Annotated in this window: 4 protein-coding genes; all 4 read left to right on the top strand. The window is 49.9% G+C overall.

What is annotated here, in order from left to right; genetic code table 11:
• Positions 1 to 236 precede the first annotated feature (236 nt).
• The 4 genes from ACFPA1_RS07755 to ACFPA1_RS07740 all read left to right on the top strand — a co-directional run bounded on the left by ACFPA1_RS07755 (position 237) and on the right by ACFPA1_RS07740 (position 13601).
• The gene (locus tag ACFPA1_RS07755) at positions 237 to 1412 is read left to right on the top strand and encodes a DUF2515 family protein (RefSeq protein WP_213145974.1); all 1176 of its coding nucleotides are present in this window, start codon (positions 237 to 239) and stop codon (positions 1410 to 1412) included.
• Between the two features lie 16 nt (positions 1413 to 1428).
• Positions 1429 to 4923: a DUF6603 domain-containing protein gene (locus ACFPA1_RS07750; protein WP_378581932.1), complete on the top strand. Its 3495-nt coding sequence runs from the start codon at positions 1429 to 1431 to the stop codon at positions 4921 to 4923.
• On the top strand, positions 4920 to 7655 hold the full coding sequence (locus tag ACFPA1_RS07745; RefSeq protein ID WP_378581931.1) for a hypothetical protein: 2736 nt from the start codon (positions 4920 to 4922) through the stop codon (positions 7653 to 7655). The genes ACFPA1_RS07750 and ACFPA1_RS07745 overlap by 4 nt, the downstream gene beginning before the upstream one ends.
• Positions 7656 to 7766: 111 nt before the next feature.
• The gene (locus ACFPA1_RS07740; protein ID WP_378581930.1) at positions 7767 to 13601 is read left to right on the top strand and encodes a hypothetical protein; all 5835 of its coding nucleotides are present in this window, start codon (positions 7767 to 7769) and stop codon (positions 13599 to 13601) included.
• The last annotated feature ends 30 nt before the right edge of the window (positions 13602 to 13631 follow it).

Genomic DNA, 13631 nt, shown 5'->3' with positions numbered 1-13631 from the left:
GGCAGTTCACAATCCAAATTTCTACCCTTCGAATTGTGAACTGCCTTTTTATATTGGAAGAAATCTTGGTAATCACTTAAATCCCGAAAATGACTTCTACCAAAATGAGGCACGAGAACCGTCCCTTTGTCTCTTAAGTTTCCAGAAAATTATAAAAATAGGAAATTATTACCTTTCGGTTAATACAAAGGCACTATACAATTTGGATTAAAGAGTTAGTAAGGAGGGCGGTACCTTTGTCATGGCCTGGTATAGAGACAGTAAAGGAAAAAATCCTCTCCAAACGATATCTAGGAAACTTAAATAATGTTACGAGGACCTACTATTACCTTAAGGTTTACAAGAAACATCCGGAACTGGCCTGGTCCCTGCTCGCACATTTGGTTTCACGAAATGCCGGGTATCAGATGAGCGATCTAAAGCGTTTTGAAAACTGGAAGAAAATCATTAGCGGGGCAGCAGTGCCCCCTATAACGGGGCCTTTCCTGAACATTCTGAAGGAAGTGTTTGATTATATTAGCACCAATGAAATTGAAGCGATTTTTGCCTTCCTTGAAACAGGCAATTTCCTGATTTACCATGATGTTTGCCCTCAGTTGGAAGCCTATGAATGGGCGAAACAATATCCGGATCATGTGGATGAATTGTTCGATATGCTCCTTGATCAACCCTTTAATATCGATGAGTTTATATGGGAAAGTTGGAAAAAGTTCTTTCATGAAGCCGAAACCAATAGCTGGTTCCCAAATTGGTGGCTTGTGCCTGAAGTGGAGGCACACAGTTATGCATTGATTATCAATGAACAAAACCAAATTGAAGATCGGCTAGTCCATGATCCCCATAACCGTTATATTGGGAAATTTGGTACTGTCCTCGGCCCACAGCGCATCATTGAATTAATGGGCAGATTTGGTCAAACAAAACTCCTGTTCCCAGTTGCAAACTCCCTGTCAGATTCAAGTGCTGACAATCTCCTAATCTATACAGTTGATGACTTTCTTTATCTAGGTTCACGTATTGATACCGGCAAAAATCTGTTTGCAGGATTGTTTAAGAAGACAGATCTGCAGCGTAGGTGTGTCGAGTTTTGGGCGTTGTCACACCCTGTACATATGGGCACACGCACAGATTACAATCCTGTGAATTACAGCACAGATTACTCGGCCCTTTGGCCGGGGGGGCAGACTTTCAGTCCGCCTGTTATCAAAACCACTACTTCCGAACATGGTTGGCCACGATTACCTGGAAAAACACACAGGTATGCACACCTGCATTCGAAACCAATTAAGTTGCCCGTTCCTGTAATGGGGAGATCTGAAGTGTATAGCTGGCTGAGCTCTCCTGCATCACCAAAGCCGCTTGAACTAAAGCCGCGCAGTGCTCAAGATGAGATTTTTGAACCTATAAAATAATATAGGGAGGTTAAACATGACCAACCCTTCATTTTTGCTCTCAATGATGGAAGAGCTTAATTTTGTATTGGATCCGCTACGACAAAGTCTGGAAAGTGCAGAGAGCTTCACACTTCTTCTAGAGAAGCACGGCTGGCAATCCGCCCCTGGTGCGTACCTAATCGAGGATGTACGTGACCTTTTTGCCGTGACACAGGATTTTGAAGATGTCCAATTGTTAATGGATCAGGTGCTGACAGGGGATGCAAACTCTCTTGTGGATATGGCTGAGGGGCTTTTTCATCTTCTTCCTGGAATCGTGTCAAAGGTGCGTGCCCTCACTGATCTGAATGTGCAGGATCTAGCTTTTCCTTTCAATCAATCTAAATTTTGGGAAGAGTTTCCCGGGGAACTCATCGAAGATTTGTTTGTCAGTTACCTGCATGCCTACCGACCCACTTTGTACGCACCACTCTCCTTACTGGGTATCATTGAATCGCAAATCATTGATGTAGGCATTACCCCTGGTCGCATCAACTATACAAAGTCAGTCATCCTCTGGGATCGGCTTCAGCTGGCTGTTTCTCGCCCCGCAGAGTTAATCGAGGAGGTTTATGGGTGGGGGACGCCGGTGTTTGACGCGGAACGATTATTGCTGGGCCTCAAAAGATTCTTGGAGGTTTTGGGTTACCCGGCGGACCTTTATGTCCCCAATCCAGCCTTACTTGATGCGTATTATGATGCTTCCAACGCCTACCGTTCTGCCGTGAAGGAACTTCGCCTGCCCGTACTTGGTGGCGCCGATTTTTCCAAGCAGCTGTTTGAATTTGGGTTTTCTTTTCTCCCGATCACTCCAGAGGACAACCGGGGAGCAGCGCCTGTCGGTTTGGCTGTTGGGCCCGCCATAAGCGGCACTTTGCCCACCTTTGATTTTGGCGATCTAAGTCTTAGCCTTATTGGGGGATTCAGTTCAGATCAAGGGATCCGTCTGGAAGTTCGCCCGGGTAAGGTAAAGGCTCGGCTTTCAGCTGCTGGCACGTTGGGGGATGCAGAAGTTGCACTAAAGGTCAATCCCGAAAACCCGATTGTCTTGCTTGGGACGGAGCAGTCACATCGCGTTGAGCTCTCTGACTATACACTCCGTCTCCTAGCAAAAGGCTCAGCTGCGGATGCCGATTTTGCCTTTGAAATTGACGTCAATAACGTTGAACTGATTATTGATCTTTCTAATGCCGATGGCTTTCTATCCAAAATTTTGGGCAATGATCCGCAAAGATTCAAGTTTGGAGGTTCCTTGACATGGTCTTCAAAATCGGGACTCACCTTTGGCGGGCGTGCCGGTCTGATCCGGACTCTTCCTGTAAACCGGACAATCGGATTGGTAGAAATCCAGGACCTGCTTTATGGAATCGACGCTTCTGAAAAAAGCATTGATCTGATCCTGGCAGTCAGTGGAAAGTTCACATTGGGTCCGTTTGCGGCGAGCATTGCCGAGGTCGGGGCTAAGTTGTCCATGGTTCCTCTTCAAGATGATGAGCCGCCGGGCACTTTTGGCAACCTCGATTTGCGGTTTGATTTTAAACCTCCAGCCGGGATTGGCTTGAAAATTGATGCAAGCGTAGTAGCAGGGGGCGGTTATCTATATTTTGACCATTCAACTGAGCAGTACGCTGGCATCCTGCAGCTGGAAATCAAGGGTGGCATCTCCATCAAGGCGATTGGCCTCCTGACGACCCGTTTGCCGGATGGTTCCAAAGGTTTCTCACTACTTGTCATTCTCGCCGCGGAATTCCCGCCTATCCAGCTTGGATTCGGGTTCACCCTGAACGGGCTCGGCGGGCTTTTCGGGGCGAACCGCACGATGTCACTCGATGTCTTAAGGGCAGGAATCAAGAACCGAGCGCTCGATTCCATCATGTTTCCGCGTAATCCGGTGGAAAACGCCCCAAAGATTATCAATGATCTGAAATCAAGTTTTCCACCTGCGCAAGGCAGGTTCGTGTTTGGCCCGATGGCGAAGCTTTCCTGGGGAACACCGCCTGTTCTAACAGCCGAATTGGGTATTCTTCTCGAGCTTCCCAACCCGGTAAGGCTGGTGCTGCTTGGGCGGATGAAGCTCGTGCTGCCTCAGGAGGAAGCGGCCGTTGCCAAGCTTCAGATGGATGTCATGGGCGCCATTGATTTCGATAAAGGTGACGTCTCTCTAGATGCCACGCTGTTTGATTCCCGCATTGCTGCCTTTGTGATTACCGGTGACATGGCGATGCGCTTGAACTTTGGCGCCAGTCCGTCGTTTGCGCTCGCGGCAGGAGGATTTAATCCTCGTTTCCAGCCGCCTCCAGGTTTCCCTAAGCTGAACAGAATGACAATCTCGCTAGCCGATTCTGACAATCCGCGACTCCGGCTTGAAGCTTACATGGCCGTCACCTCCAACACTTATCAAGTCGGTGCTCGACTGGATTTGTATGCTGAAGAAGACACGTTCGCCGGAAGGTTCAGTGTCCAGGCGTATCTTGGCTTTGATGCCCTGATTCAATTTGATCCATTTGGCTTCATCGTCGATATCGGAGGGGCAGCTGCCCTGAAGCGAAACGGTGACAGCCTATTCGCGGTCCAGCTGGAAATGACGCTTTCAGGGCCAAAGCCTATTCATGCTCATGGAAAGGCCTTGTTCGATTTTCTGGGGAAGCGGGAGATTGCTTTCGAGGTAAAAATCGGGGATCCACAGCACGCTCCCGCACTGCCTCCGGTTGATGCGCTTGCCGCTTTGCAAACGGCCTTGGCTGACCAGCGCAATTGGAGCGCCGGGCTTCAAGAAGATGGCCGAATGCTCGTGACGTTGAGGGAGCTTCTGCCAGGACCGGAAGTGCTGGTGCACCCGCTTGGCGAATTGTCAGTAAGCCAGAAGGTGGTTCCGCTTGGACTAGAGATTACGAAATTTGGCAATTCCAAACCTGCAGGAGGTAGACAAACCTTTTCAATAACCTCGATGTCTTTTGGAGATTCCGAAGTTAACCAGTTCACCGCTGTCAAGGATGCATTTGCACCGGCCATGTTTTTTGAAATGAGCGACACTGAGAAGCTCTCAAGGCCCGCATTCGAGCAGCTTCATTCCGGCATTCGGGCTCCACTTCAGGATCTCTCGTACGGTACGGCAATGACCGCCGATTTTGAATATGAAACAGCTGTCATCGATAAAACGGAAAAGGTAGCCCGAAGTTTGGGGCGCCACACAATGGATGCAGGTACCTTCACGATTCTCACTGAGCTTGGCTCTGCCGCGAACTCGCCATTGAACCATACTGGTGAGGGACGGTTTGCCGGACCTGCTCGAAAAATTATGATGAAAGAGCAGGGGTACAGCGTAGTGAGCGCCGATGATATGAAAGCCCCAAATGGTTCATTATTTGGAACGACGAGCAAAATCACATATACCGAGGCAGAGGCTGCACGGGTTAAATACAATACGACCAGCTCCAGCAAGAGCAGGCGAGTTCAGGTGGTCGGAAGCTATGAGGTGGTGAAATCATGACAGGATATACCTTTTTGCCATGGATGAGGGAAGGCTTGGCAAGTTCTATCCCCAAAGAAGATTCGTTGATCGGTGCGATGGATAGCCGCGTGCAAGTGCTTGTCAGCCTACAAGTAAACAATACAGTGACGTCGGGAGTTCAAGTCCGACTTTACGGGCCTGGTGATGTCACCGGATTCGACCAGCGCCAGGTACTGCGGACAGACCCTCCTCATCTCGCGACAGGTTTTGAGGAGAATTATTTTGCGTCGATCGAGTTTGACCGTCCTGATTTTCCCTGGATGTTTACACCGGCTGCCGCCAAAGGCAATCGCCTGCGGCCGTGGATTATCCTGGTTGTTCTAAGCAAACAAGAAGCGAAGCTGGAAATACCTAAATCACAAACACTTCCTATTCTTACTATAAAGTCTCCGTATCAGGAAAAGTTGCCTGATTTGGGCGAATCCTGGGCCTGGGCGCATACCCAGGTGAATGGTGAGGCGGCAGGCGATCAAGGGCTGAAGGGCATGTTGAAAGGAGATCCAAAGCTGAACCTTTCACGACTCATCTGCCCGCGGTATCTGCTTCCGAGTACGTCCTATATCGCGTGCGTTGTTCCTGCTTTTGACATTGGCGTGAAAGCAGGACTAGGCGAGCAGATAGATGAAAACGGCAGCCTTCTGCCGGCCTGGGATGTAAAAAACGCTTCAGATACAACTGACCTAAGGCTTCCTGTCTACTATCATTGGGAGTTTGCGACTGGAGAAGCCGGTGATTTTGAGTCCCTTGTATGGGCACTTGAGCCACGTCGGATGGACCCGGATTTGGTCGGGGTAAGACCGCTAAATGTCACCGTTCCTGGCTACAATCTTCCTTCCTGTAAAGTTCCTGGTCTGGAGGGGGCGCTCCGTGTTTCTGAAGGAACCTCCCCTGGCTTGAATGGTGTACCTGAGAATTTTAGGGAAGCCCTAAAAGATTTGCTGAACAAGCCACAAACATTGACGACCATATCAGACTTGAGCGATTCCGTAATCGTTCCGCCGATTTACGGCAGGTGGCATGCAGCAAAGAAATCTATCGATTCAACCTCTAGGCCATGGCTGGAACAGCTGAATCTGGATCCGAGACTTCGTGTTGCCGCAGGTGTAGGTACCAAGATTGTTCAGGAAAAGCAGGATCAGCTAATGGCTTCAGCCTGGGAACAGATTGGCGAGATAGACCGAGCCAACCAAGCCCTCCGCCAGGCGCAGCTTGGCCGTGCGGTCGGCACAGCAATTCATAAAAGCCACATGAGCAATCTGCCCGCAGAATCGCTGCTCCAGTTAACCGGAGCTGCTCATTCGCGCCTTCTTTGGGAGGAGCAGACGATCGTGTCCAAAGAAAGGGGGACTACAATTACTGAGGTCCCTGCTTCCGCCGCATTCCGCAGGATTACCCGTCCGAACGGGCCTGTAGCCCGACGGGTCAATGGTGGCGGGAGTAGTCAGAAGCTAGATCTGATCAAGGGAATAAACTCGCTTAAATATAGGCTGAAGCAGCCGCTCAAGAGCCTTCGCGGCGCTGCCGTACTAGAAGGTATTACCGACAGTAGCGGGGTTAGGCGAAGATTAGAACAGGCCAATAAAGAGGCACTGAGTAAATTGGATGCAAAAAAAACATTAGAAGGGTTTAAGGGTGCTGCAATTATCATTCAGGAAGCCATCCTCCGTACAGTGGACCCGCTCTTGCGGGACCCGAAGGATCCGCCAAGATTGCCGATTGAAGATAGCAAGAAAATTTTATTGGATAGGCTTGACCCAGAAAAGACGGTCACGAATCGCATGCAGGCGCGTATCGTCATTCCGGACCCAATGTGGCGGCCCGCGGATCCCCTCGAGCCGATCATGGCAGCGCCCGAATTTCCTACTCCGATGTATCGGGCGTTGGCAGATCACTCACAGGACTGGCTTTTACCAGGGCTTGAGCATGTGCCGCCTAATACCCTTACGCTATTGGAAACCAATCCCCGGTTTATCGAAGCTTTTATGGTTGGACTTAACCATGAGATGAGCCGTGAATTGCTTTGGCGGAGATATCCAACCGATCAGCGAGGCACCTACTTCCGTCAGTTTTGGGATGCAAGAGGGCGCATCCCGAGGCAAGCATCGACGAAGGATATTCCGCCAATTCACGAGTGGGGCAAAGCACTCGGTGACCATATGTCAAGTACGGCAGCCCAAGAACAAATGGTGCTACTGATACGGGGAGATCTACTCCGCCGCTATCCGAACGCCACTATTTATGCAATCAAAGGGGAGTGGATGACAGTTAACGGAAAAAAGGTACGCCAGCCGAAGTCTTCCCCGTCGACGGATGAACAAAAGTTTCCCCAATTCTCCGGGAAATTGGAACCAGATATTACTTTCCTGGGGTTTGATTTGTCTGCGAGCACAGCCCAAGGAAATGACACAACCGCCCCCGGCTGGTTCTTTATCCTGCAGCAGCAGCCTACCGAGCCTCGGTTCGGTTTGGATGTGTCTCAGTCATCAACCGGAATGCCGTTGACATGGCGGGATTTATCTTGGAATGACGTCCATCTATCAGAAGGGCGTTATGTCCAGCTTTCAGGCGGTTTGAAGAATAGTTTTCAAAAGCCAGGAACGCCTGCAAACATTGACTGGAACACAGCTTCAAACTCTGCAGCTCTGGCCTATATTACCTTGCAGCGTCCTTTTCGAATTGCGGTACATGCAAGTGACCTGCTGCCAATTTAGAGGTACAGAATATTGCCAGGAGGAATCTGACTGTTGATTATTTCCTTTGAGACATAGCAGCGGCTCGCTGTAAAAATCAACTATTCCAATGGTTTACCACAGGAGGTTTTTATGCCGAATAGTGAATTACAAGTCTTACGAGAAGAATTGCTTCTCGCGCGAAAATCCGCGGGTGCCGCGGCTGAAGAAGTGGCAAAGCTAAAGGAGCCAGTCAAGCTTGCGGAAAAGGAAGCTGATGCGGCAAAAAAGGCCGCTGAGGATAAGCAGCTGCGTCTTGATGATTTGATAAAACAAACAAGTTTGCTGCCTTCCTTGCAAACCCGCTTTCAGGCAGAGCAGGCGGAGGCAGATCGATTGGCTGCAGCCGTTAAGGCTGCTACAGCTGAGCTGGCCAATAGAAGAGCGGTTGTCAACAGATTGCCCCCCATTTTTCGCCAGCAACAGCTAATACAGCTTATGGAACTGGAAAAAAAACTGAAGGAGCTGCAGGCTCAGGCTGCTGCGGCTGCACAGAAAGCAGCGAATACTAAACAGCAAATAGACTTGCTCTCACTGCTTTTGGGGCAGATTCCTGTTGCTGAAGCAGAGGTAAAGGCAACCCGAATGGCAGAAGCTTCAACCACACTAAAGCTGAAACAACTGCAGCAAAAGCTTTCTGATGCACAGGGACGCATTGAGGCTGAAAAGGCTGCCATCCAGCGCTATCATGACAAGTTGGAACAATTGTTGCGGCAATTAAAAGCAGACCTGCCAATCGCATTGTTTCCCGTACGGATTGAGACACGATTCGTCATCACCGTAGACGGCACTGACTTGCTCGTGCGTCTCTACCCGGATGATATCGGTCAGGACAGCCTTCGCCGCGAACTGACACCGATTGAAATAAACTGGGGTCAAGCGTTTTGGAAAAAGGCAGACGAAGCCGAAAGCGAGGAAGAGACAAAGCAGGCATGGGCCGAACTTGCTCAGCGATTTGGAGGAGAGCGGGCAGCTTGGATTAAAGAGAAAACCAGACTAGATGGAAACGGGCCCGGTGAACCTGCAGCCTCTGCCTGGGGGAGTGCTGCTGCCAAAGCTGCTTTATTGCCCGACAGGTGGACAGTATTTTTATACAAGGGAGAAAAGAAAGCGGTGGTAGCCCGGAGCAACCCCATTATCGATACCATAGCGACTTCTCCATCCTCGGATTCAGGCAAGCAGCTTGGAAATAGCGGACTATTTCTGGACGAAGGCATCTTGTGGATGGCAGACTTTGAGCAAGCCGTCAGGATCGGCATGGCGCTGCGTATTCGCCTGACAACGGAGCTGTTGTCAGGAATTGACCGGCTCGTAGTGTTGGGCGTAAAGGTTTCGCTGAATGAACAGGAATCTGCAAGTGATTTGGCCGCTCTGATGGATGCCCATCATTACACCCACGGTTTGGGATTTATTCCGACTGGCACCCCATCGAATAATACAGAAGAGGTTCAGTCTGGTTATGGCGAGCAGGATACCGGACATTGGAATAGCTTTGCGGTGGAATTCAACACCTCGTTAGTGCCGGAGGCAAATGGTTCGTTAGCGGCTTCCGCTTTTGGCATTCCGGATGCGACATTTCAGCATGTGCCATATGCAAACGGAGTGGATCAGATTGACGCAAAAATCATCAATCATGTGCTTTGGCCGGCTACTTGGGGCTATTTTCTGTTCCAGATGATGGATGGAATCGAAATGGAGAATGATCTTGAACGGTGGCGCTCCTGGTTTGCTGATTACGTCAGGGCGCGTGGTCCGCTCCCAGCACTCCGAGTAGGGAATCAACCTTATGGACTGCTTCCTGTCACCTCGCTTGATAAGTACAGGCCACTATTTGAGCCGGATCTCCTTATGGTTCACGTTCCGGAGGGACAACTGCAGCTGTTGTCTCGCATCGGATGGAATGTAACGCTGGACCGCGGCGCCAGTCACTGGTCGGATCAGTATAAAATTCCCGTTAATCTGTCTTCCATTTTTTCTCGAACTACCCTTAACAGCAATGTTAGGCCTGTATTGGCACTTACGGCAGCCAATGTGATGGGAACCGGTCTATCTGATCTTATTCTATTTGCTTCTGTTCAAACAATTCTAGGACGTAATGAAGCATATCAGATTGGCTGGCAGGTCAATGAACAGGGGATTGCAAAAAGTTGGAGCAATGCTCTGACGGTACCAAACGGTCCGGCAGGAGACGTGGTTGCCAGTGCTGTAGTATGTGCCGATCTAAATGGAACAGGCCAGCCTGATTTGTTTATCTTGCGGGTAACAGTTTCGAGAGGAATCAGGAATGCATCTTACTGTATTGGCTGGGAATTGGATCAAAGCGGCAAGCCGGCCAGTTGGAGCAACGTGATGTCAATCAAGATACCAATCACAAGCAATAGTGTTCACATTGCTGCAGCTATTGCTGATCTCGACCAAAACGGTCGTCCGGAGCTGATCATCGTGACCGCTCCTGCCGATGGAAGCGGGCCAGCCCAATGCCAAATAGGTTGGGATTTAACGGACAATGGAGTGGTTTCCCGGTGGACGAACCAGCAGATTATCCCTGATTGGCCAACCGGGCAAGTAAAGGGACTCAGCATCAACGTAAATCAAGCAGGAGTCATACCGGAAGTGAACGTCGTTTATTTGGCAGAATCCGATGCCAGCACTGTCTCTTATCTTCATCAATTACGCGGTTTTGACCGGGAGAGTGGTGCCATTAATGAATGGGCCGTTCGCCTTCTGGCTAACGGGCCGGCCAACCAAAAAGGGGGCAGTTTGGCTTTAGCCCTTGCCGATGTGGGCAGAAGCAGCCGTGTCCACCTTGGTACGGCAAGCGGACGTGCAAACCTGCTAAGTGGTTTGCGCAGCATCTGGCGTCGATCGCTGACGAACGTGCCTTACTATGGCAGGAACATAAGCGGTAATAAGGACCTGGTAGAGATGCTCGGTATGGACGGAGTTTCTGGGAGCTATACAGTCCGTCCGGTTATGGGTCCACTTTATACAAATGAACTGTGGAAATTTATGCAGAGGCCTCTTGACGATGTCTGGTGGAAGAACCATCTGGCAGCGGCCGAGACAGGGCTCAAGCTTGTTGGCTTAGAAGGGAAGCCGAGGCTGGTGGAAATGGTGTTAGAAAACGAGGCCGCACAGCTTCAAGCAGCCCTTGTTCAAGAAGGAATATCGGGGGAAGGCCAAGTTAATCCCAATTATATCGCCGAAATTGCCGAACTCGATCCATTGACACTAAATAATTCTAAGCCTCATCGTACCTTGTTATATCTACTATTAAAGCATTCTATGCTTTGGGAGTATGCGTTCGCTGCAATAAGAGCGGGCTTCGTCAAAAAGGAGCAGATGAAGGAACCTGAGTTGATCGACATCCCTGAACGGACCACGATGACTCCGCTGCGCTGGCTTCAAAAACCGTCACCGCCTGAACCGCGCATAAAGATAGCGGACTATTTGCACAAGCTTAGCTACAACGAACCTGCTCATCCGGATATTGCTGCCATTGTCGAGCAGCGGAAGAAACTTCAATATTTGGCCGTGCAGTCTGTGGACGTGTTGGAAGAGCTTTTGAAGGAAAGTCTCGATCTCAGTTCGCATAGGTTGGATGCCTGGATAACAGCTTGTGCATCTGAACGTCTTAGCGTGCTTCGCAGGAAAAAGCCTCAGGGCATCTATACAGGTGGTTACGGCTGGGTTGAGAATTTGCAACCATCGCAGGGTTCGGCCAGCAATGGCTTTATTCATGCTCCATCGCCGGCACATGCTGTCACAGCGGCCATCCTGCGCAGCGGTTATCTTGCCCACTCCGGCACAGGAAATGGAGATCTGCTTGCAGTAGATCTTTCGTCCGAGCGCGTACGGCTAGCACTATGGCTTCTTGATGGCATCCGTCAAGGCCAGCCAATGGGAGCACTTCTTGGCTACCGCTTTGAACGAGGATTGGAGGAGTGTTCACCAGGCCAGTTGAATAAATACATTAAGGTCTTGCGTAATCTTGCTCCTTTGACAGCTAATAAACTGATTCCCAAAACCGGGGATGTGGAGGTTACTGCTGCAACTAGTGTTGTGGACGGTCTTGCACTGCTGCGGCGTTGGCAAAAGGGAATGGAAAACGGAATTTGGGACATAGACACCCTGCCATTTGATGTTCCAGGAACAATGCTGCCTGCGCGTGGAACTTCCAATCATGCTGCGCTGGAGAAAGAGATTAAAAAAATCGCCGATTTAGTAGACGCTTTAAGTGATCTAGCTTTAGCAGAGAGCGTTTACCAAACTGTTCAAGGAAACCCTACTCGTGCAGCTGCCAGTCTTGAGGGCATATCGAGAGGGGAGCTGCTGCCGCCTGAGCCGGAGGTGGTACAAAGTGCACGTAGCGGGATTGGTGTTACGCATCGGGTAATGGTGATGTTGGGCGACGTTCATACAGACGATAAGTATTTGCAAAGTTGGGATTTTGATGAGGATAGACAGATGCGCGCGAAAGCCGAGCCGGCTTTGAATGCCTGGGCGGCCAGATTATTTGGCGACCCATCCCAGGTGATTTGCAGGGTACTATTTGAGGATCCAAAAACCGGTACATTTGAGGAAGCTACCATTACGTTGAAGCAGTTGCGTTTGTCGCCGCTGGATGTTCTATATACCGCTACTCCTCAGAAGCCTGAACCGGTTTTCGGGTCTCAAGACTACAGGGCCTCTGCATCGGAGATTGAACAACGGACTCTGTTATTAGCAGAACAGATGCGTCCAGGCATGCTTGTGACGTTGCTACTTGACCGTGACGGCAGTTGGGGAGCAGATAAGCTCAGTTTCCCTGAGCTCTTCGAGATAGTTCGTTCAGCCCGTGCTGTTATTACCTCGGCCCGTGAACTGGAACATAGCGATTTGCTTGAACCTCTTGAAGCGGTTCGTGCAGATGTTGATCAGGCCAATGAAATGGATTTAGCCGATTTAAAGAAAAGAGCGGACCAAGCTGTAACCGAATTGCAGAATCGCGTGCAACTGTTAGGGGATTTGACCACGGGTCATCCGCTATTTGTGGATTTGTATCAAGCGCTCATTCAGCTTTCCTACTGCATAGGGGATGCGGTTCCTATGTCTGCAAGGGGAACAGTTGATGAAAAGATAAATCAGCTTCAACAGCAAGCAACATGGCTCGTAAATGGTCTGTCCCAACTGATCGATCAGTTGACAAACCTAGAGGCTGAATTCGACCGCGATAAGGCCTCGAGGGCCGAAAGAGTAGAACATGACCGGAAGCGGCTGCAAGCCATTTATGGCGCAGACTTTCGGGTTCTTCCAAAATTAAAGCCAAAAAACGCTGCCCTTCTCAAAAAATCATTCGATGACAAATTGGGGATTCAAGAGGTAACCCCATGGTTTCAACGAATTGCCAAGGTACGCAAGGAAGTTGGAAATCTGGAGATGTTGCTGCTTTATGCGGAAGCTGCTAGTGGCGGCAGGGAAGGAATCTCCTTCGATGTCGCTCAGTTGCCTTATCAGCCCGGTGATAAATGGGTCGGAGAAAAGAGTGCCCAGGGCGAAAAACGTGGTGGGCAATTGTCCCTTGTCGCTCATCGCCCAGGTGGATTTAACAGAAACGATTGGGTATCAGGTTTGGTGATTGACGAGATAGTTGAAGTGTTTCCTAATAAAAGGGAAACAACGGCGGTCGCCTTCCATTATGATGCTCCAGGTGCGGTTGCACCCCAGGCCATCCTGCTTGCAGTGGCGCCGGACGTGAATCGTCCTTGGGATGAAAATACGCTCGAAGCCATTTTGCTAGAGACACTTGAGCTTAGCAAACTGCGGGCTGTGGATTCAGCTGCCTTGGGTGATTTAGGACAATATCTGCCGGCACTTTACTTTGCATTTAACTCCGCGAACGAGACGATCGGCATGAATTTGTATGATTTGGCAAAAGGAAAGTCTTGAGTATTTACCAAAAAAAGGAAGTGAGAGGAG

Source organism: Neobacillus sp. GCM10023253 (genome assembly GCF_042653105.1).
In the GTDB taxonomy this organism is placed as follows: domain Bacteria; phylum Bacillota; class Bacilli; order Bacillales; family Cytobacillaceae; genus Neobacillus; species Neobacillus citreus.
Note: the sequence above shows the minus strand (reverse complement) of the source record. Positions and strands in the feature narration are given on the sequence as shown.

Bases quoted from the DNA above. Each gene is read 5' to 3' on its own strand.
- ACFPA1_RS07745 (WP_378581931.1), top strand. From the start codon at position 4,920: ATGACAGGATATACCTTTTTGCCATGGATGAGGGAAGGCTTGGCAAGT.
- ACFPA1_RS07740 (WP_378581930.1), top strand. From the start codon at position 7,767: ATGCCGAATAGTGAATTACAAGTCTTACGAGAAGAATTGCTTCTCGCG.
- ACFPA1_RS07750 (WP_378581932.1), top strand. From the start codon at position 1,429: ATGACCAACCCTTCATTTTTGCTCTCAATGATGGAAGAGCTTAATTTT.